The organism is Streptomyces sp. NPDC030021 (genome assembly GCF_055574035.1).
Map to the genome: position 1 here is coordinate 35,608 of NZ_JBVIAH010000017.1, position 19,304 is coordinate 54,911.

Genomic DNA, 19,304 nt, shown 5'->3' on the forward strand with positions numbered 1-19,304 from the left:
GCCGCTTCCCGGGGCTCCGCCCCGGACCCCGCGCCTCAAACTCCCCCAGCTACCGCTGGGAGGTGCCCCCTGCCGGGGCTGGATTTCGCGAGCCTAGATACGGGCCACGAAGGCCGAGACCGCTTCGTGGACGTCGGACTCCGTCCAGGACAGGCCCGGCTCGGTGATTTCCAGTTCCGTCACCGCCAGGCCCGGCGGGCCGTCGGCGGACCAGCGGCGGAAGAGGACCGTGCCCGTCTCCTCGGCCTGGCGCAGGCCCGCCTGCGTCAGCCGGTCCGGCTCGTACGGGAGCCACACCTGGAACTGGTGGGTGTGCGGCTCCTCCGGGTTGATCCGGGCCCAGGGGACCCCCGAATCCGCGAACGCCGAGCGCAGCGCCCGGGCCACCACCCGCGCCTGGGCCACGTACGACGGCAGCCGGGGCAGTTCCCGTTCCAGTCCGGCCAGGGCCGAGAGGGCCTGCGGGAACTGCCGGAAGATCTGGCCGCCGTAACGGTGGCGCCAGACCCGGGTCTCCTCGACGAATTCCCGTGGCCCCGCCAGGGCCGCCCCGCTGAGGCCGCCGAGCGACTTGTAGAAGGAAACGTACACCGAGTCCGCGAGGCCCGCGATCTCCGGCAGGGTGCGGCCGAAGTGGACGGTGGACTCCCACAGCCGGGCCCCGTCGAAGTGGACGACCGCGTCCCGCGCCCGGGCCGCCCCGGTGAGCGCCTCCAGCTCCTCCCAGGTGGGCAGCAGGAAGCCCGCGTCCCGCAGGGGCAGCTCCACCATCAGCGTGCCGAAGGGCTCCCGGAGCGACTCGACGTCCGCGGCCGACGGCGGGCGGGCCTCCGTCGTCGGGTGCGCCACCCGCAGCCCGGAGACGGCCGACAGGGCGTCCCCCTCCCACCGCTCCGGATGGCTCATCGGGTGCAGCGCCACCACCTGGTTCCCGGTCCGGCCCGCCCAGCACCGCAGCGCGATCTGCTGCGCCATCGTGCCGCTGGGGAAGAACGCCGCGTCCTCGGTCCCCAGCAGCTCGGCGACCTTGCTCTCCAGCGCGCCGACGATCCCGTCGCCGTAGACGTCGGCCGGCCCGTCCATGTCGTACGGGGCTTCGGCGAGCGAGCCGAGCAGCTCCCCCACGGTGGGCTCCAGCAGGCTGCGCGACAGCTTCCGCTCCGCCCCGCGCCAGGCCGCGACCAGCCGCTTCGTACGTTCGATGTCTTCGCTGTCATCACTCATGGGGAAAGATCCTCGCTCCCGTCGCCGCCGACCGGCCAACTGCCCCAGGAGCTAGCATGGCGGCGTATCGTCCGGTACCCCCCGCGGACTGGAACGGAAGGGCCCTCCCCGCGTGAATCCATCACAGCAGCCACGCCCTGCCCGGCTCGCCGTCGGCGTCGTCGGAGCCGGCCGCGTCGGTCCCGCGCTGGCGTGTGCGCTCCAGCAGGCCGGGCACCGGCCCGTCGCCGTCTCCGGAGTCTCCGACGCGTCCGTGCGCCGGGCCGCGCGGATACTGCCCGACGTGCCGCTCGTACCGCCCGCGCAGGTGCTGGAGCTGGCCGACCTCGTGCTCCTGACCGTCCCCGACGACGCGCTGCCGTCCCTCGTGGAGGGCCTCGCCGAGACCGGCGCGGTCCGGCCCGGACAGCTCCTGGTGCACACCTCCGGCCGGTACGGGACCTCCGTGCTCGACCCCGCGCGCCGCGCGGGCGCCCTGCCGCTGGCCCTGCACCCGGCGATGACCTTCACCGGGACCGAGGTCGACGTGCAGCGGCTCGCCGGCTGCTCGTTCGGGGTCACCGCCCCCGAGGAGCTGCGCCTGGCCGCCGAGGCCCTGGTCATCGAGATGGGCGGGGAGCCCGAGTGGATCGCGGAGGAGAACCGTCCGCTCTACCACGCGGCCCTGGCCCTCGGCGCGAACCACCTGGTCACACTGGTCGCCCAGTCGATGGAGCTGCTGGCCAAGGCCGGGGTGGAGCACCCCGACCGGATGCTCGGCCCGCTGCTCGGCGCGGCCCTCGACAACGCCCTGCGCTCCGGTGACGCCGCCCTGACCGGGCCGGTGGCCCGCGGGGACGCCGGTACGGTCGCCGCGCACGTCTCGGAGCTGCGCAGGCACGCGCCCGGCGCGGTCGCCGGGTACCTGGCGATGGCCCGCACGACCGCGGACCGGGCCCTCGCGCACGGTCTGCTCAAGCCCGAACTCGCCGAGGACCTGCTCGGTGTGCTCGCCGACACGGAGTCCGACGGGGGAGACCGGTGACCGACCTGCTGCTGCACACCGCGGAGGAGCTGCACAAGCTGTCGCGCACCGGCCGCCGGGCCGTGGTGATGACCATGGGCGCCCTCCACGAGGGCCACGCCACCTTGATCCGCACGGCCCGCGAACAGGCCGGGCCCGAGGGGCAGGTCGTCGTCACCGTCTTCGTCAACCCCCTGCAGTTCGGGGCGGGCGAGGACCTCGACCGCTACCCCCGCACCCTCGACGCGGATCTGCGGATCGCCGAAGAGGCGGGCGCCGACGCGGTGTTCGCCCCGGCCGTCGACGAGGTCTACCCGGGCGGTGACCCGCAGGTGCGGATCAGCGCCGGCCCCATGGGCGAGCGTCTCGAAGGGGCCACCCGCCCCGGGCACTTCGACGGAATGCTGACCGTCGTCGCCAAGCTGCTCCACCTCACCCGCCCCGACCTGGCCCTCTTCGGTCAGAAGGACGCGCAGCAACTGGCCCTGATCCGGCGGATGGTGACCGACCTGAACTTCCCCGCCGAGGTGGTCGGCGTACCGACCGTCCGCGAGGAGGACGGGCTCGCGCTGTCGTCCCGCAACCGCTACCTCTCGGCCGCCGAGCGGGGCACCGCCCTGGCCCTGTCGCGCGCCCTGTTCGCCGGCCGCGACCGGCTCGCCGCGCAGGCGGCGCTGCGCGCCCGCGCCGAGGCCTCCCCGGCCAGCGACGAGCGGGCCAACGCCCTGGCCCGCCTCGGCGAGATCCGCGCCTCCGCCGACGCGCACGCCGTCTCGGCGGCCGGCGCCGGACTGCCGGCCGCGGTACGGGCCGCCGCGCTGCACGTCCTGGACGAGGCGGGCCGCCACGAGCCGCCGCTCGTACTGGACTACCTGGCGCTGGTGGACCCGCTGGACTTCACCGAGGCCGGTCAGGACTTCACCGGGCAGGCCGTGCTGGCCGTCGCCGCGAAGGTGGGCTCGACCCGGCTGATCGACAACATCCCATTGGAATTCGGAGCACACTCGTGAGCACCCCAGGCAGAGGCATCCCGTCGGGCGGGGCAGGCGCAGGCACCGGCATACGGCTGCACGCACCGGCCCCCGGCTGGTCCCTCGACGCCGATGTCGTGGTCGTCGGTTCCGGCGTGGCGGGCCTGACCGCCGCGCTGCGCTGCGCCGCCGGGGGCCGCCGTACCGTCGTGGTCACCAAGGCCCGGCTCGACGACGGCTCCACCCGCTGGGCCCAGGGCGGTATCGCCGCGGCCCTCGGCGAGGGCGACACCCCCGAGCAGCACCTCGACGACACCCTGGTCGCCGGTGCGGGCCTGTGCGACGAGGAGGCCGTCCGGCTGCTCGTCACCGAGGGCCCCGACGCGGTACGGCGGCTGATGGCCACCGGCGCGGTCTTCGACACCTCCACGGAGACCGGCGAGATAGAACTGACCCGCGAGGGCGGGCACCACCGCCGCCGGATCGCGCACGCGGGCGGCGACGCCACCGGCGCCGAGATCTCGCGGGCGCTCGTCGAGGCCGTCCATGCCGCGGGCATCGAGACCGTGGAGAACGCCCTCGTCCTGGACCTGCTGCAGGACGCGCAGGGCCGGACGGCCGGTGTGACCCTGCACGTCATGGGCGAGGGCCAGCACGACGGGGTCGGCGCCGTGCACGCGCCCGCCGTGATCCTCGCGACCGGCGGCATGGGGCAGGTCTTCTCCGCGACGACCAACCCGTCGGTGTCCACCGGTGACGGCGTGGCGCTCGCGCTGCGGGCCGGCGCCGAGATCTCCGACCTCGAATTCGTGCAGTTCCACCCGACGGTGCTCTTCCTCGGCCCGGACGCCGAGGGACAGCAGCCGCTGGTGTCGGAGGCGGTCCGGGGCGAGGGCGCGTACCTCGTCGACGCGGACGGCGTGCGCTTCATGCAGGGCCAGCACGAGCTCGCCGAGCTCGCGCCGCGCGACATCGTCGCCAAGGGCATCACGCGCCGCATGCAGGAGCAGGGCACGCAGCACATGTACCTCGACGCCCGGCACTTCGGCGCGCAGATGTGGGAACAGCGCTTCCCGACCATCCTGGCCGCCTGCCGCTCCCACGGCATCGACCCGGTGACCGAGCCCATCCCGGTGGCGCCCGCCGCGCACTACGCGTCCGGCGGCGTCCGCACCGACCTGCACGGGCGGACCACCGTCCCCGGCCTGTACGCCTGCGGCGAGGTCGCCTGCACCGGTGTGCACGGCGCGAACCGGCTGGCCTCCAACTCCCTGCTGGAGGGTCTGGTCTTCGCCGAGCGGATCGCCGAGGACATCGTCGCCGAGCGGCCGGCCGGCAGCGGCCCGGGCATACCCGTCCCGGCGACCGGCCCGCTGCAGCCCGCCGGGGCCCGGTACGAGGTCCAGCGGATCATGACGGAGGGCGCGGGCGTGCTCCGCTCCGCCGAGTCGCTGAGCGCGGCCGCCGAGGCCCTCGAAGGGCTCTACGCCACCGCCCTGAACGACCTCGAAGCGCACGGCAAGACCGCCGAGCCGGGCGTGGACACCTGGGAGGCCACGAACCTGCTGTGCGTGGCGCGGGTCCTGGTCGCCGCGGCGCAGCGGCGCATGGAGACCCGCGGCTGCCACTGGCGCGAGGACCACCCCGAGCGGGACGATGCGCACTGGCGCCGCCATCTCGTCGTCCGGCTCTCGGCGACCGAGAAGCGCGCCCTGGTCGTCGTACCCACCGACTCCGCGGACTTCCCGTCCGTGCACCCCCTGAGCACCCCGAGCCTGGAGCAGTGACCGTGAGCACCCCCGAACTTCCCCTGATCGACCAGAACGACGGCGGCTGCGGCGACGACTGCGCCTGCGGTGACGGCGAGGAGAGCGGCCTGGACCCGGCGCTGGCGCAGCTGCTCGCCGACGCCGGCCTGGACCCGATCGAGGTCGAGGACATCGCGCACATGGCGCTGTCGGAGGACCTGGACGGCGGCGTGGACGTGACGACCGTCGCGACCGTGCCGGAGGAGGCCGAGGCCGTCGCGGACTTCGTCGCGCGCGAGGACGGTGTCGTGGCCGGTCTGCGGATCGCCGAGGCCGTGTTCTCCGTGGTCTGCACGGAGGCCTTCGAGGTGGAGCGGCACGCGGAGGACGGCGACGCCGTCGAGGCCGGGCAGCTGCTGCTGTCCGTGCGCTCGCGCACCCGTGACCTGCTGACGGCGGAGCGCAGCGCGCTGAACATCATGTGCCGGCTGTCGGGCATCGCGACGGCCACCCGCCGCTGGGCCGACGTGCTGGAGGGCACCTCGGCGAAGGTCCGCGACACCCGCAAGACCACGCCGGGCCTGCGCTCGCTGGAGAAGTACGCGGTGCGCTGCGGCGGCGGCGTCAACCACCGGATGTCGCTCTCGGACGCCGCGCTGGTCAAGGACAACCACGTGGTGGCGGCGGGCGGCGTCGCGCAGGCGTTCAAGGCCGTGCGCGAGGCCTTCCCGGAGGTCCCGATCGAGGTCGAGGTCGACACGCTGGAGCAGATCGGGGAGGTCCTGGAGGCCGGCGCCGACCTGATCCTGCTGGACAACTTCACCGTCGAGCAGACCGCGCAGGCCGTGGCCCTGGTGGCCGGCCGCGCGGTGCTGGAGTCCTCCGGCCGCCTCACCCTGGACACCGCCCGCGCGTACGCGGAGACCGGCGTGGACTACCTGGCGGTCGGCGCGCTGACCCACTCCTCGCCGATCCTGGACATCGGGCTCGATCTGCGCGAGGCGGTGTAACCCGTGCTCCTCACCATCGACGTAGGCAACACCCACACGGTCCTGGGCCTGTTCGACGGTGACGAGATCGTCGAGCACTGGCGCATCTCGACCGACCCGCGGCGCACGGCCGACGAGATGGCCGTGCTGATGCAGGGCCTGATGGGCATGCACCCGATGCTCGGCAGCGAGCTGGGCGACGGGATCCACGGCATCGCGATCTGCTCGACGGTGCCGTCGGTCCTGCACGAGCTGCGCGAGGTGACCCGGCGCTACTACGGCGACGTGCCGGCGGTGCTGGTGGAGCCCGGCATCAAGACGGGCGTGCCGATCCTCATGGACAACCCGAAGGAGGTCGGCGCGGACCGCATCATCAACGCGGTCGCGGCGGTCGAGCTCTACGGGGGCCCGGCGATCGTGGTCGACTTCGGTACGGCGACCACCTTCGACGCGGTGTCCGCGAAGGGCGAGTACGTGGGCGGGGTGATCTCCCCGGGCATCGAGATCTCGATGGAGGCGCTCGGCGTACGGGGTGCCCAGCTGCGGAAGATCGAGCTGGCCCGGCCGCGCAACGTGATCGGGAAGTCCACGGTCGAGGCGATGCAGTCGGGCGTGGTCTACGGCTTCGCGGGGCAGGTCGACGGGGTCGTGACCCGGATGGCGAAGGAGCTGGCCGGACCGCACGGCGACCCGGACGACGTGCGGGTCATCGCCACGGGCGGGCTGGCTCCGATGGTGCTGGGCGAGTCCTCGGTGATCGACGACCACGAGCCGTGGCTGACGCTGATCGGGCTGCGGCTGGTGTACCAGCGCAACGCGCCCAATTTCGAGTAGCGAGGGCGGAAGGGTCCCGGGCCGGGCCGGGCTCGGGGCCTCGCCGGATCAGCGCGCCCGCAGTCAGCACGCCCGCGGGCGGACGAATATCCGGCGCAGGGCCGCGCGCCAGGGGTGGCGGCCGGATCTGCCGTCCATGACGGCGCGGGCCTGCTCGTACGAGCGGAGCGAGCGCAGGACGGCGACGTCGTCCCGCCCCGGCGGCGGGGGCATCGGGGCGCCCTGCTGGGACGCCCGGTAGGTGTCGATCATGTACTGCTCGATTGCGGTCATGACCCAAGCCTCACCCCGTCGGCGGCATCGCGCACGACAGTTGACGTTCCCCGTCAATCGACGGCTCGAAAGCGCACCCGCGGCCACAAATGATCACTCGTCCGGCCGCCGTGCCGGCGCGCCCGCAGCCACTCGTACGGCGGGGCCCGGTGGCCCGTCCCGGCTTTCCCGGCGTGCGCGGAACGACAGAATGGCCTGATGAGCGTCACGATCGACATCGCAGGCCTGCCCACCGAGCGGATCACTTTCGCGCCCTCCCCGCTCGCCGAGCTCTGCATGGCCCTGCACGCGCTCTCCCAGCCCGCGCACCACCCTGGACTGACCTCCTGGACCACCGCCACCGCCGCCTCGCTCGATCCGTGCCTCGCGGACCGGCTGCTGGAGGCCGACTTCATGTGGCGGAGCTCGTTCTCCGACATCTTCATGCCCTTCGCCGGGCTGCCCGGCGGAACCGGACAGCCGGCCGCGACGCTCGCCGAGGCGCTGGACGTGCTCGACCGGCTGGACGACGAGCGGTTCGTGCGGGCCGCCCTGGAGCAGTGCTGGCTGGCGCTCTACAACGAGGGCGGCCCGTCCTCCTCGCCTCTGGACAACCCGGCGGCGCGGGCCAAGGCGCTGGAGACGGCCGCCGCCCGCGGCCCGCTCCAGCTGGACTTCTCCATGCGGCTCCTCGACGACACGGCCGCCGTGCGGGTGTGGATGCGGCGCCTCCTGGAGGACTGCGACGAGGCCTTCTTCGCCGAGACGTGGAAGCGCGTCGAGCCCGGGCAGAGCGCCGACGCCCGGCACAAGACGCAGGTGCTGCGCCGCAAGGGGCTGCCGGCCGTACTGAAGGAGGTCTCGGCGGCGCTGAGCGTCGACGAGGCCGGCACCACCATCACCGCCGACAAGATGGTCCACGGATCGACGACCGCGACCGATCACCGAATAGGCACCGGTCTGGTCTTCGTGCCGACCAACTTCGGCTGGCCGCACCTGCTGGTGCTGCACGCGCCGGGCTGGCGGCCGGTGGTCCACTATCCGCTCGGCTCTCCCGAACTGGCCTCCGAGCCCGGCTCGGTGGAGTTGCTCCAGCGGCGGATGGAGGCGCTGGCGCATCCGATGCGGATGATGCTGTGCCGGAGCCTGGCCCGGGCCCCGTTCACGACGAGCGAGCTGGCGACCGTGTACGGGATCACCGCGCCGGAGGTGTCGCGGCATCTGGCCGTCCTGAAGAAGGCCGGCCTGATGCATACGCGGCGTCAGGGACGCTACGCCCAGCACCAGTTGGACTTGACGGCGGTCGCGCGCATCGGATCGGACTTCATCGAGGGCATCCTCCGCTAGAAGCAACCAGTCTGCGGTTGGCTGGATTTGGGCGGCCCAGATTCACCGATATACGGAATTCATAAACCGGAATCAGCGAAAACTCTGGCCATGGTGGCCACTTGCTGTCTAACGTGCGTCCACCGATCCCCCACGCAACGCGCACCACTTCTGCTCGCGCGCTCCACCACGCTCCGCCTCGCCGTGCCCTGCTCCGCCCTGCCCTGCTCGCCTTTGCCGTGGAAGGACCTTCATGCCCTCACGCCGTATAGCCGCAGCAACCGCCGCCCTGGCAGCCGCAGCCCTCGTCTCGCCGCTGCTGCTGGCCGGACCGGCCGGAGCCACCGCAAGCCCGCAGAGCGACGCCGCCCGGGGTGACGCGCTCGCCAGGAAGCTGGTCAAGGAAGCCACCGGCAAGGGCGCCTACAACCACCTCAAGGTCCTGCAGTCGCTCGCCGACTACAACAACGGCAACCGCGCGGCCGGCTCCAAGGGGCACGTGCAGTCGGCCAAGTACATCGAGGCCGTGATGAAGGCGGCCGGTTACAAGGTCACCAAGAACGAATTCGACTTCGTGTACGTCGAGACCGTCGAGGAGAAGCTGACGGTGGGCGGCGCGAACCAGCGCGACGTACCGATCCACCTGATGTCGTACACGGCGAACAGCCCGGAGGGCGGTGTGACCGCCGGTGTCGCCGTCGCCCCGGTCGACGCGGACGGGACGAACGGCTGCGAGCCCGGCGACTTCGCCTCCGGCACCTTCACCGGCAAGATCGCCCTGGTCAAGCGCGGCGGCTGCACCTTCGCGGCCAAGCAGGCCAACGCGGCGGCGGCCGGCGCGGTCGGCGCGATCATCTACAACAACACCGCGGGCGCCCTCAACGGAACCCTCGGCGACCCGAACGCGGGCAAGATCCCGACGGGCGGCATCACCCAGGAGGACGGCGAGAAGCTCGCCGCCGAGGCCGCGGCCGGCCCGGTCGAGGTCACCCTCGACATCCGGCAGCTGCGCGAGAACCGCAAGACGTACAACGTCATCGCCGAGACCAAGGGCGGCGACGAGAACAACACCGTCTTCCTCGGCTCGCACCTCGACTCGGTCGCGGCCGGCCCCGGCATCAACGACAACGGTTCCGGATCGGCCGGCATCCTCCAGGTCGCGCAGCGCCTCGCGAGCAGCCAGTCGAAGATCAAGAACAAGGTCAAGTTCGCCTGGTGGTCGGCGGAGGAGTTCGGCCTGCTCGGCTCCGAGGCGTACGTCGCCGGGCTGACGGACGCGCAGAAGAAGCAGATCAAGCTCTACCTGAACTTCGACATGATCGCCTCGCCGAACGCCGCGTACTTCGTCTACGACGGCGACGACTCGGACGCGACCGGCGCGGGCCCCGGCCCGGAGGGCTCCGCCCAGCTGGAGAAGGGGATCAACGACTTCCTCGACTCGAAGAAGATCCCGCACGAGGGCACGGACTTCTCGGGCCGCTCGGACTACGGCCCCTTCATCGAGGTGGGCATCCCGTCCGGCGGTACCTTCACCGGTGCCGAGGGCATCAAGACCCCGGAGCAGGCCGCGAAGTTCGGTGGCCAGGCGGGTGTCGCCTACGACGTGAACTACCACGGCAAGGGTGACGACATCACCAACATCGACCAGAAGGCGCTCGACATCAACGTCGACGTCATCGCGGACGCGGTCGGCCACTACGCCTTCGACCTGGCCCCGCTGTCGAAGCCGGTCGTCTCGCAGCCGACGGGCGGCTCGGGCAGCGGCGGCGGCCTGCACCAGGGCCACGACGAGGTGAAGCAGTAAGCACGTAGGCAGATGCGCAGGAGGGCCGGGATCCCGCAGCGGATCCCGGCCCTCCGCGTTCTCGGCGGGTCAGTGCGCCGCCCGCGCGCCCGGCCACGCCGGGGCCGGGATGCCGGCCGGCTGGACCAGCCAGCCGAAGGCGCCCAGCCCGGCGCGGTCCGTGAGCTCCGCCGCCTCACCGGCCGAGGACAGGGCCCGTACGTAGGCCACCGGGTCCGCCGAGGCGAGGGCCAGCGGGGGCCGGGCGCCCGAGACGCCGAGCGCGGCCAGGGCCTCGCGCTGGGTCAGCAGGAGCGCCCCCGGCCCCGCACAGGAATCGAGCGCCACGTGGGCGGTGACGTCGCAGGAGCCGTCCGGCACCGGCGGGACCTCCCGGCCGCCGCGGAAACCCGTCAGGGTGCCGTACGGGGGCCGGGCGCCCCGGGTGTGGGCGTAGTCCACCGCCACTGCCAGGCCCCGCTCCAGGGTCCCGGCGGCGGCCGCCCAGGCCTCGTCACGGGCGCGGCCGATCTCGGCGCGGCCGCCGCCGGGCCACCACCGCTCCAGCCAGGCCCGGTCCGCGCCGTCCAGCGGGCCGCCCGCGCTCTCCGTACCGTCCGGGGCGACGAGCACGTAGTGCCCGTCCTCGGCGACCTCCAGCGGCACGTTGTCCAGCCATTCGTTGGCGAAGAGCAGCCCGCTCGCCCCTTCGGGCGGGGCCGCGACCCAGCGGATCCGCCGGTCGAGCCCGGCGGGCCGCTCCGCCCGTTCCACGGCGTACGGGCGCACCCGCGCGGCCGTCTGCGGCTCCAGCGCGGCGAGCACCCCGGCCAGCAGCTCCCCCCGCCCGGCCCCGACGTCGACCAGGTCCAGCTCCGCCGGGTGCCCGAGCTCGGCGTCCACCCGGCGCAGCAGCCGGGCCACGGCCGCGGCGTACAGCGGCGAGGCGTGCACGGAGGTACGGAAGTGCCCGGCGGGTCCCGGCCCGCCGGGCCGCACGTAGAAGCCGTCGGGCCCGTACAGCGCGGCCTCCATCGCACTGCGCCACCGGACCGGGGTCACGCCTTCACCCTGAGAGCTCACCGGACAAAGGGTAGGCTTCCGTCCACCTTGGGGAGTACGCCCCCGGTGTCAGGTTCGAACCTCTGGTTGACTCCAGCACCTATCTGCGTTCCCTACTCTGGGTTACGTGCAGCGCCTCTACGACTTCCTCCGCAGACACCCGACGGGCGTCGACAGCTTCTGGGCTGTCTTCCTCTTCGGGGTCGGGATGCTGCAAGTCGCCGACGACAGTTTCAGCAGCGTCACCGCACGGATGCTCGCCGTCCCCGCGGTGGTCGCCATGAGCCTCGTGGTGGCCCTGCGCCGCAAGTGGACGCAACAGATGTTCTGGCTGGCCGTCGGCACCGGCGTCTACAAGCTGATCGTCCATGCCGAGGTGAACAACGCCGACCTCGCGATGCTGATCATCCTGTACACGGTCGCCGCCTCGGCCGAGATCTCGCGCCGGATGTCCCGTACCGCGCTCGCCATCGGATTCCTCGCCTCCCCCCTGTACGCCCTGCGCTTCCAGGTGGACAAGGGCGACTTCCGCGACAACGTCCTCTTCACGCTCTTCGCCATCGTCCCCTTCACCCTCGCCTGGGTGCTGGGCGACTCGCTGCGCACCCGCCGGGCCTACTACGCCCAGCTCGTCGAGCGGAACCAGCGCCTGGAGAACCAGCGCGAGGCCCAGGCCAAGGTGGCCGTGGCCGCCGAGCGCGCCCGGATCGCCCGCGAGCTGCACGACGTCGTCGCGCACAACGTCTCGGTGATGGTGGTCCAGGCGGACGGAGCGGCGTACGTCATGGACGCGGCCCCCGAACAGGCCAAGGAGGCCCTCCAGACCATCTCCGGCACCGGGCGCCAGGCGCTGGCCGAGATGCGGCGGCTGCTGGGCGTCCTGCGCACCGGCGAGCCGCAGGAGTCCGAGGACTACGTGCCCCAGCCCGACGTCGAGCAGATCGAGGTCCTGGTCGAACAGGTGCGGACGGCCGGGCTCGCCGTGGACTTCGAGGTCGAGGGCACGCCGCGAAGGCTGCCCAGCGGGGTCGAGCTGACGGCGTACCGGATCGTGCAGGAGGCTCTGACCAACACCCGCAAGCACGGCGGCCCCGACGCGACGGCCAGCGTCCGGCTGGTCTACTTCGACGACGGGCTCGGCCTGCTCGTCGAGGACGACGGCCGGGGCGCGGCCCACGAGCTGTACGAGGACGGCGGCGCGGACGGCGCCGGGCACGGGCTGATCGGCATGCGCGAGCGGATCGGTATGGTCGGCGGAACCCTGGACGCGGGGCCGCGGCCCGGTGGCGGCTTCCGGATCAGCGCACTGCTGCCCCTGAAGAAGAGATGACGAGGACGAGGTAACTGATGTCCATCCGCGTGATGCTGGTCGACGACCAGGTGCTGCTGCGCACCGGTTTCCGTATGGTGCTCGCCGCCCAGCCGGACATGGAGGTCGTCGCCGAGGCGGGCGACGGCCTGGAGGCGCTGGAGGTGCTGCGGGCCACGAAGGTGGACGTGGTGCTGATGGACGTCCGCATGCCCAGGCTGGACGGCGTGGAGGCGACGCGGCGGATCTGCGAGCCGGAGGAGCACCCGAAGGTGATCATCCTGACCACCTTCGACCTGGACGAGTACGCCTTCTCGGGCCTGAAGGCCGGCGCGAGCGGATTCATGCTGAAGGACGTCCCGCCGGGCGAACTGCTCGCGGCCATCCGCTCGGTGCACAGCGGGGACGCGGTGGTGGCCCCGTCCACGACGCGGCGCCTGCTGGACCGCTTCGCGCCGATGCTGCCGACGACCACGCAGGAGCCGCAGAACAAGGACATCGAGCGGCTGACGGAGCGCGAGCGCGAGGTCATGCTGCTGGTGGCGCAGGGCCTGTCGAACGGCGAGATCGCGGCCCGGCTGGTCCTGTCGGAGGCGACGGTGAAGACCCATGTGGGCCGGATCCTGACCAAGCTGGGGCTGCGCGACCGGGTCCAGGTGGTGGTCCTGGCGTACGAGACGGGCCTGGTCCGCGCGGGCGGCGGCGCCGGCTAGCACTGCCTTCGGACGCCCCCTCGGGCCGCCCGGCCCGAGGGGGCGTCCGGCCCGAGGGGGGCCGTGCGCCGAGCCCCCTCCTGCCGTTCGGTCCTACCCGAAGAGCCTGGCGGGGGTCACCCGGCCGTAAAGCTCATCGAGACCGATCAAGAGCACGTCTCCACCATCCCTTGCCACCTCGTCTCGCAGTGCGCCGCTGAATCCCGCGGCGCTGAAACACGCGAGCGCACACCGGGTGACGTCCATCCCGCGTCCAGCGAGCACTTCTCGCGCGCGCCGGAGCCTCTCCACGTGGTTCTGCCCCATGACCGTCCCCCACTTGACCTCACCCAGCATCGCCACCGTCGGCCTCCTGCCTCCGGCCCCTGATTCGACGACGGCGACGTCGATCTGGATCTGCTGCCGGGTCGCCGGATCGGACACGATGCCGCCACCCACCTGACCGAGCGAGGTGCCGAGCAGGGACCTCCCCGGGCCGAGCACGTACTCACGACAGATCGCCTCGAAGTGCGGTCCTGCCACCTGCGCCGCGAAACGCTCCGCCGACTGCGCCCAGACCTCGGCCGCGTGCCCGCTCTCCAGCCGGGCCCATGCCGGACGCATCACCGCCTCGTAGAAGTTGATCAACGGCTCGGTGATCCGGTACTGGGATTTTCCGGCCCGGAAGAGATCCGCTTCCCGTACCAACAGGTGACTGTCCTCCAGCACGTTGAGCGGGTGGGAGATGTCCACCGACTTGCGGCCGATATAGCCCGCGATCCCGCCCCTCGTACTGTTTCCCTGAGCCACCGCGGCGAGCACCGAGTGGTAAAGGGCGCCGTCACGGATGTCCGCTTCTTCGGCGAGCAGGTACCGCGCCTCACGGAAGAGCGGACTGTACGGCGACAGGACCGTACGGCAGATCCAGTCGCCGAACTCTTCCAGGCTCCCGGGAACGTCATCCGCCAGGAACTGGCGCCGGTAGGCGGGCGTACCGCCGAGCACGGCATGGAGCCGAGCGGCGAGAGCGGGACTCCCGGCGACGTCCCAGAAGTCGGCGGCGGCTCGGTATCCGAAGGGGCGCACCACCAGTTCCAGCTGCGCCCGCCCCCGCAACGGCGCGGTGCTCGCGAGCAGGCCTCCCATGACGGACATCGCCGATCCGCACAGGAGCAACCTCATCCGGTTCTCCTCGACCTGGAACCGGTCGATCTCCCGCTGGATGAGCGACGGCAGTTCCGGCGCGGCCTTCGCCAGGTACGGAAACTCGTCGATGACCACGAGCAGTGGCCCGGTCCCCCGGTCGGCGGCGCCGAGGCCGAAGAGGTACGAGATCGCGTCGTCCCAGGTGGCGAAGGAGAAGGGGACCGGGGAGCGCGCGTGTTCTGCCAGCGCTGCCCCGAACTGACGCAGAGACTCCGCCTCGGTCGCAGCCGTGGCCCCGAAGTAGAAGCCTTGCTGCTGCTCCACCAGGGCACGCAGCAGGTAGGTCTTGCCCATGCGCCGCCTGCCGCTGACGATGCCGAGCATCGCGTGCGGCATCGGTCTGCCCACGAAGGCGGTGAGGCTTTCCCACTCCGCACCGCGATCGAAGACATGGGACGGCTTGCTCGGCCCTGATCGATGCCGCAATGTTCCCACTCCTTAGGAGTACACCCCAAAGGACTGTACTCCTAAGGAGAGCAGGAGCCTCGTTCATCCAGCGGGGCCCTGGGCCCCCCGGACCGGATGCGGACGCGCCAGAGCCAGGAGGTGTCCGGTCCCGTCGCCGTTCCCCGTCCCCGGCTACGTCATCCAGCGGTCCGGACGGGCCGAGGCCCGGGAGGTGCGGGAGCGTGCGGCCTGGGCCTGCAGCAGGGCAGCGGCCTCCGGCTCCGGGCGGAGCCGGGCCGTGACCGTGCAGTTCGCGCCGGTGTCCACGTGGACGTCGGCGACGCCGCGGGCGCGGGCCCAGGGGCCCTGCGTGAAGCGGACGCTCTGCACCTTGGCGTGCGGGACGACGTCCGTACGCCGGCACAGGCGGCCGTGCCGGGCGGCGAACACCTCCGGGGAGACCGCCAGGGCGTAGCCCTTCCACCACACCGGCACCACCCAGCGGGACCCGGTCCGCGGGGAGCCGGAGAAGGACAGGGCCGCCAGGTCCACGCCGGGCAGCACCCGGGCGATCATGGCGAAGGCGGCGTCCTTGGAGGCCACGGGGATCAGGACCGTGTTGTTCGAGCCCGCCACCTTCAGCTCCACCCGGACCAGGCCGCGCCGCCGCCACAGCAGCGGCTCCACGATCCGTACGCATTGCACGCGCCCCGGCGGCACGGTCTCGTGGGCCCGGTCCAGCAGTCCGTGGTCCAGGCGCAGCCCGTCCGGGGACTCGGCGACCCGCCAGTCGTACTCGGTGAGGAAGCGGCCCGCGGTGCCCGCCCAGACCGCGCCGAGCATCGGGAGCACGGCGACGAGGGCGGCCCACGGGCTGGAGCTGAGCCACCACACGACGGGCGGCACGATCAGGCCGGGGACCAGCAGGGCCCAGACGCCCAGGTTGAGCAGCAGCGACACGACGAGCTCGCGCGGGGTCACGCGCAGCAGTTCGCTCTCGGGGGCTTCGCCCAGCCTCACGGCCTCCTCGGGGGCGAAACCGGCCGCGCGGGCCAAGAGCTCGGCGCGCAGGGCGACGGCCTCCTTCTCGCCGAGGAAGGACAGCTGGTCCTTGTCCTCGGTGCCGATGACGTCGAGCCGGAGGCTGGCGACGCCGGTCAGCCGGGCCAGCAGGGGGCGGGTGACGTCCACGGCCTGGAGCCGGTCGAGGCGGATGTGCGCGGTGCGGCGGAAGAAGAGCCCGCTGCGGATGCGCAGTTCGGTGTCGGTGATGGCGTAGTGGGTGAACCACCAGCTCAGGAATCCGTAGGAGCCGAAGACCACGATCAGGCCCGCCACCGCCGCCACCCGCAGGAGGGCGGACAGGTCGGCCACCCATCTCCCGGCCTGGTCGCCCTGCTGGGCGATCACGCCGACGGTCGCGGCGATCGGCACCCAGGCGCGGCGCAGCGGGGTGAAGGGGTGCAGTCGGCGCTCCACGGCGGAGCCGCCCGCGGGGCCGCCCGCGGGATCGGTGGCGGGGCCGGCGGCGGGGCCGGCGGCGGGACCGCCCGCAGCGGGTCCCTCGGCGCCGTCGGCCGGAGCGGGGCTCACAGGCCCGCCGACCTTGCCTCGCCGAGGGCGGTGAGCCGGTCGCGCAGGCGCTCCGCCTCGGCCGGCACCAGCCCGGGGATCTTGGCGTCGCTGGCCGCCGCGGCCGTGTGCAGCTGCACGGAGGCCAGGCCGAAGCGGCGCTCCAGCGGGCCGGAGGTGACCTCCACCAGCTGCATCCGCCCGTACGGCACCACGGTCTCCTCCCGCCACAGCACGCCCCGGCTGATCAGCAGGTCGTCCGCGCGCTCGGCGTAGCGCCAGGACCGCCAGTTCCGGCCGAGGAGCACCCAGCCCCAGGCCAGGACCGCGAGCCAGAACGCCCCGAGGGCCGCCCACCCCGGGCCGAGCGTCAGCCCGAGCACGACGGCGGTCACGGCGGCGAGCGCCACCGTCCATATCAGCAGCAGCGTCCGCCGCAGAGTGAGCAGCCCGCCCGGCAGCCCGACCCATGCAGGTCCGTCCGTCTCACCCATCGTCCCCGTTTCCATGCGTCCACCCTAGGGCTGAGACAATGCCCGCATGACGGAGACCACGGTCGGTATCGGCGGAGCGGCGGAGAGCACCGACATGGTGCTCAACATCGGCCCCCAGCACCCTTCCACGCACGGCGTGCTGCGCCTGCGCCTCGTCCTGGACGGCGAGCGGATCGTCAGCGCCGAACCGGTGGTCGGCTACATGCACCGCGGTGCGGAAAAACTCTTCGAGGCCCGCGACTACCGGCAGATCGTGATGCTCGCGAACCGCCACGACTGGCTGTCCGCGTTCTCGAACGAGCTGGGCGTGGTCATGGCGGTCGAGCGGATGCTCGGCATGGAGGTCCCCGAGCGGGCCGTGTGGATGCGGACGCTGCTGGCCGAGCTGAACCGGGTGCTGAACCACCTGATGTTCCTCGGCTCGTACCCCCTCGAACTGGGTGGAATCACCCCGATCTTCCACGCGTTCCGGGAACGCGAGGAGCTCCAGGCCGTCATGGAGGAGATCTCCGGCGGCCGTATGCACTACATGTTCAACCGCGTCGGCGGCCTCAAGGAGGACCTCCCGGCCGGCTGGCTCGGCCGGGCCCGCGCCGCGATCGCCGACGTCCGGACCCGGATGGACGTCTACGACAAGCTGGTCCGCGGGAACGAGATCTTCCGCGCCCGTACGCGCGGGGTCGGCGTCCTGTCCGCCGAGGCGGTGCACGCGTACGGGGTCTCCGGCCCGATCGCCCGCGCCTCCGGTGTCGACTTCGACCTGCGCCGCGACGAGCCGTACCTGGCCTACGGCGAGCTCCAGGACGTCCTGAAGGTGATCACCCGCACCGAGGGCGACTGCCTGGCCCGCTTCGAGTGCCTGCTGGACCAGACCCACAACGCGCTCGACCTGGCCGTGGCCTGCCTGGACCGGATGGACGACCTTCCGCCGGGGCCGATCAACCAGCGGCTGCCGAAGGTCCTGAAGGCGCCCGAGGGGCACACGTACGCCTGGACCGAGAACCCGCTCGGCATCAACGGCTACTACCTCGTCTCCAAGGGCGAGAAGACCCCGTACCGGCTGAAGCTGCGCAGCGCCTCGTACAACAACATCCAGGCACTGGCCGTGCTGCTGCCGGGGCAGCTGGTCGCCGACATGGTGGCGATCCTGGGCTCGCTCTTCTTCGTGGTCGGCGACATCGACAAATAGCCGCTCGCGGGGCAGATGCCCGATCTAGGGTGGCCCCATGATCATTTCTGGCATATACGCCGCGTACCTCGGGCGGATCGGCATCACCGAACCCGGATCCCCCTCCGCCGAAGGGCTGTTCGCGCTCACGCGGGCCCATCTGGAGCGGATCCCGTTCGAGAACACCGAGATCCAGCTGGGCCGGCCGCCGGGCATCGACCCCGAGCTGTCCGTGCGCCGCATCGGCGCCGGGCGCGGCGGCTACTGCTTCCACCTCAACGGCGCCTTCGCGGCGCTGCTGGAGCACCTCGGGTACGACGTGACGCGTCACCTCGGGGGCATGAGCGCGGATCCGGATTCCCAGGAGGTGAGCGGCGACCACCTCACCCTGACCGTACGGATCGACGGGCAGGCCTTCCTCGTGGACGTCGGCCTGGGCGACGGTCCGCCCGAGCCGCTGCCCTTGCGCGAGGGCAAGTACGAGCGGGGCTTCCGGTACGGCCTGCGGCCGCTCGGGAGCGCGGACGGGCCCGACACGGGCTGGACCTTCCTCAACGAGGGCTCGCCCTTCCCCGCGATGAACTTCCGCTCGGCCCCCGCGACCATGGCCGAATTCGAGGACGAGCACCTTCGGCTGTCCACCGCCGAGGACTCCCCCTTCCTGCAGTCCTTCTTCATGCTGCGGCGCAACGCCGGGGTCATGAACCGGCTGCACGGCAGGATCCTGCTGACCCTCGACCCGCAGGGCGGCCGCGACAAGCGGGAACTGACCTCCCCGGAGGAGCTCTTCGAGGTCATGGCCACGGTCTTCGGGCGCGAGCTCGACGACCTGACGCCGGCGGACCGGGCCGCGCTGTGGGACCGGGTGCAGCGGGCGCACGAGGCCTGGCTCGCCTCCCAGCAGGACTGATGTCGGTGCGGCAGGGCAGACTGGGCGGCATGTCCCACTCTCCCCGCCGGGCCTGCCCCTCCTGCGGTCGCGACTGCGCCGTCACCGCCGGACGGATCGCCCGCCACGATCCGCCCTCCGGGCGGGGGCGCGGCGACCTGGTGTCCTGCCCCGGATCCCGGGCCCGGGTGGTGCTCGGCGCCTCCGCGCCGACCCTGGACGGCTTCGTACTGGCCGAACACCCGGGGCAGCTCCCGCTGTTCTGAGGATCCGGAGAACTGGGTACGGGGCCGCGCGGGCCCCTGCCCCCGGCGGACTCCCCCGTCCGTCCGGGGGACAGCCCCCGCGGCCTGCGCCACCGTGGACCCGCAGGGCCGGCCCACCACCGCGACCGG

The 19,304-nt window shown here is 72.5% G+C and carries 18 protein-coding genes; 12 read left to right on the forward strand and 6 right to left on the reverse strand.

The features are described 5' to 3' along the window. Positions 1-93: 93 nt before the first annotated feature. A complete protein-coding gene (locus tag ACZ4YL_RS29125; RefSeq protein WP_468120656.1) occupies positions 94-1,224 on the reverse strand; it encodes a threonine aldolase family protein in 1,131 nt (376 codons plus the stop codon). A gap of 112 nt (positions 1,225-1,336) precedes the next feature. On the opposite strand from ACZ4YL_RS29125, the gene ACZ4YL_RS29130 reads away from it, so the two are divergent. From ACZ4YL_RS29130 to ACZ4YL_RS29150, 5 genes are read left to right on the forward strand one after another with little or no spacing between them, the layout of a single operon-like run. Continuing rightward, positions 1,337-2,248: a Rossmann-like and DUF2520 domain-containing protein gene (locus ACZ4YL_RS29130; RefSeq protein WP_468120658.1), complete on the forward strand. Its 912-nt coding sequence runs from the start codon at positions 1,337-1,339 to the stop codon at positions 2,246-2,248. Beyond that, positions 2,245-3,237 (forward strand): pantoate--beta-alanine ligase, encoded by a 993-nt coding sequence (gene panC / locus ACZ4YL_RS29135; protein ID WP_468120660.1) that lies wholly within the window; start codon positions 2,245-2,247, stop codon positions 3,235-3,237. The genes ACZ4YL_RS29130 and panC overlap by 4 nt, the downstream gene beginning before the upstream one ends. Continuing rightward, positions 3,234-4,985 (forward strand): L-aspartate oxidase, encoded by a 1,752-nt coding sequence (locus ACZ4YL_RS29140; RefSeq protein ID WP_468120662.1) that lies wholly within the window; start codon positions 3,234-3,236, stop codon positions 4,983-4,985. The genes panC and ACZ4YL_RS29140 overlap by 4 nt, the downstream gene beginning before the upstream one ends. Before the next feature lie 2 nt (positions 4,986-4,987). After that, positions 4,988-5,956, forward strand: a complete 969-nt coding sequence (gene nadC / locus ACZ4YL_RS29145; RefSeq protein ID WP_468120866.1) for a carboxylating nicotinate-nucleotide diphosphorylase — start codon at positions 4,988-4,990, stop codon at positions 5,954-5,956. A gap of 3 nt (positions 5,957-5,959) precedes the next feature. Further along, positions 5,960-6,769, forward strand: a complete 810-nt coding sequence (locus ACZ4YL_RS29150; protein WP_052876528.1) for a type III pantothenate kinase — start codon at positions 5,960-5,962, stop codon at positions 6,767-6,769. A 63-nt stretch (positions 6,770-6,832) separates the two neighbouring features. Here ACZ4YL_RS29150 and ACZ4YL_RS29155 read toward each other — a convergent pair whose 3' ends face one another. After that, positions 6,833-7,042, reverse strand: a complete 210-nt coding sequence (locus ACZ4YL_RS29155) for a hypothetical protein (RefSeq protein WP_301368272.1) — start codon at positions 7,040-7,042, stop codon at positions 6,833-6,835. Positions 7,043-7,240: 198 nt separating this feature from the next. On the opposite strand from ACZ4YL_RS29155, the gene ACZ4YL_RS29160 reads away from it, so the two are divergent. Continuing rightward, entirely contained in the window at positions 7,241-8,368 is a 1,128-nt protein-coding gene (locus ACZ4YL_RS29160) for a DUF5937 family protein (RefSeq protein ID WP_468120663.1), read from the forward strand. A 232-nt stretch (positions 8,369-8,600) separates the two neighbouring features. Continuing rightward, positions 8,601-10,151 carry a M28 family metallopeptidase gene (locus tag ACZ4YL_RS29165; protein ID WP_468120665.1) on the forward strand — a complete coding sequence of 517 codons (1,551 nt, stop codon included), beginning with the start codon at positions 8,601-8,603 and terminating at the stop codon, positions 10,149-10,151. A 69-nt stretch (positions 10,152-10,220) separates the two neighbouring features. Here ACZ4YL_RS29165 and ACZ4YL_RS29170 read toward each other — a convergent pair whose 3' ends face one another. Beyond that, positions 10,221-11,165 (reverse strand): SAM-dependent methyltransferase, encoded by a 945-nt coding sequence (locus tag ACZ4YL_RS29170; RefSeq protein WP_468120867.1) that lies wholly within the window; start codon positions 11,163-11,165, stop codon positions 10,221-10,223. A gap of 154 nt (positions 11,166-11,319) precedes the next feature. Here ACZ4YL_RS29170 and ACZ4YL_RS29175 point away from each other — a divergent pair, with 154 nt between their 5' ends. Both ACZ4YL_RS29175 and ACZ4YL_RS29180 read left to right on the forward strand, forming a co-directional pair. Next, positions 11,320-12,522 carry a sensor histidine kinase gene (locus ACZ4YL_RS29175; RefSeq protein WP_468120666.1) on the forward strand — a complete coding sequence of 401 codons (1,203 nt, stop codon included), beginning with the start codon at positions 11,320-11,322 and terminating at the stop codon, positions 12,520-12,522. Between the two features lie 17 nt (positions 12,523-12,539). Beyond that, the gene (locus ACZ4YL_RS29180) at positions 12,540-13,214 is read left to right on the forward strand and encodes a response regulator (RefSeq protein ID WP_150258603.1); all 675 of its coding nucleotides are present in this window, start codon (positions 12,540-12,542) and stop codon (positions 13,212-13,214) included. A 93-nt stretch (positions 13,215-13,307) separates the two neighbouring features. Here ACZ4YL_RS29180 and ACZ4YL_RS29185 read toward each other — a convergent pair whose 3' ends face one another. From ACZ4YL_RS29185 to ACZ4YL_RS29195, 3 genes are all read right to left on the reverse strand, one after another. Then, positions 13,308-14,834, reverse strand: a complete 1,527-nt coding sequence (locus ACZ4YL_RS29185; protein ID WP_468120669.1) for an AAA family ATPase — start codon at positions 14,832-14,834, stop codon at positions 13,308-13,310. Between the two features lie 144 nt (positions 14,835-14,978). Beyond that, on the reverse strand, positions 14,979-16,379 hold the full coding sequence (locus ACZ4YL_RS29190) for a PH domain-containing protein (protein ID WP_468120670.1): 1,401 nt from the start codon (positions 16,377-16,379) through the stop codon (positions 14,979-14,981). Continuing rightward, a complete protein-coding gene (locus ACZ4YL_RS29195) occupies positions 16,376-16,867 on the reverse strand; it encodes a PH domain-containing protein (RefSeq protein ID WP_468120672.1) in 492 nt (163 codons plus the stop codon). The genes ACZ4YL_RS29190 and ACZ4YL_RS29195 overlap by 4 nt, the downstream gene beginning before the upstream one ends. Before the next feature lie 31 nt (positions 16,868-16,898). Between ACZ4YL_RS29195 and ACZ4YL_RS29200 the strand changes: the two genes are divergently transcribed. The 3 genes from ACZ4YL_RS29200 to ACZ4YL_RS29210 are packed head-to-tail and all read left to right on the forward strand — an operon-like array spanning position 16,899 to position 19,175. Next, positions 16,899-18,041: an NADH-quinone oxidoreductase subunit D gene (locus ACZ4YL_RS29200; RefSeq protein ID WP_468120673.1), complete on the forward strand. Its 1,143-nt coding sequence runs from the start codon at positions 16,899-16,901 to the stop codon at positions 18,039-18,041. Positions 18,042-18,078: 37 nt separating this feature from the next. Continuing rightward, entirely contained in the window at positions 18,079-18,930 is an 852-nt protein-coding gene (locus ACZ4YL_RS29205; RefSeq protein ID WP_468120675.1) for an arylamine N-acetyltransferase family protein, read from the forward strand. 29 nt (positions 18,931-18,959) lie between these two features. Further along, a complete protein-coding gene (locus ACZ4YL_RS29210) occupies positions 18,960-19,175 on the forward strand; it encodes a hypothetical protein (RefSeq protein WP_301368292.1) in 216 nt (71 codons plus the stop codon). Positions 19,176-19,304 lie beyond the last annotated feature (129 nt).

Excerpts from the sequence above, each read along its gene's own strand:
- ACZ4YL_RS29125 (WP_468120656.1), bottom strand. The coding sequence starts at position 1,224 with ATGAGTGATGACAGCGAAGACATCGAACGTACGAAGCGGCTGGTCGCG.
- ACZ4YL_RS29155 (WP_301368272.1), bottom strand. The coding sequence starts at position 7,042 with ATGACCGCAATCGAGCAGTACATGATCGACACCTACCGGGCGTCCCAG.
- ACZ4YL_RS29160 (WP_468120663.1), top strand. The coding sequence starts at position 7,241 with ATGAGCGTCACGATCGACATCGCAGGCCTGCCCACCGAGCGGATCACT.
- ACZ4YL_RS29165 (WP_468120665.1), top strand. The coding sequence starts at position 8,601 with ATGCCCTCACGCCGTATAGCCGCAGCAACCGCCGCCCTGGCAGCCGCA.
- ACZ4YL_RS29170 (WP_468120867.1), bottom strand. The coding sequence starts at position 11,165 with ATGGAGGCCGCGCTGTACGGGCCCGACGGCTTCTACGTGCGGCCCGGC.
- ACZ4YL_RS29180 (WP_150258603.1), top strand. The coding sequence starts at position 12,540 with ATGTCCATCCGCGTGATGCTGGTCGACGACCAGGTGCTGCTGCGCACC.
- ACZ4YL_RS29195 (WP_468120672.1), bottom strand. The coding sequence starts at position 16,867 with ATGGAAACGGGGACGATGGGTGAGACGGACGGACCTGCATGGGTCGGG.
- ACZ4YL_RS29200 (WP_468120673.1), top strand. The coding sequence starts at position 16,899 with ATGACGGAGACCACGGTCGGTATCGGCGGAGCGGCGGAGAGCACCGAC.
- ACZ4YL_RS29205 (WP_468120675.1), top strand. The coding sequence starts at position 18,079 with ATGATCATTTCTGGCATATACGCCGCGTACCTCGGGCGGATCGGCATC.
- ACZ4YL_RS29210 (WP_301368292.1), top strand. The coding sequence starts at position 18,960 with ATGTCCCACTCTCCCCGCCGGGCCTGCCCCTCCTGCGGTCGCGACTGC.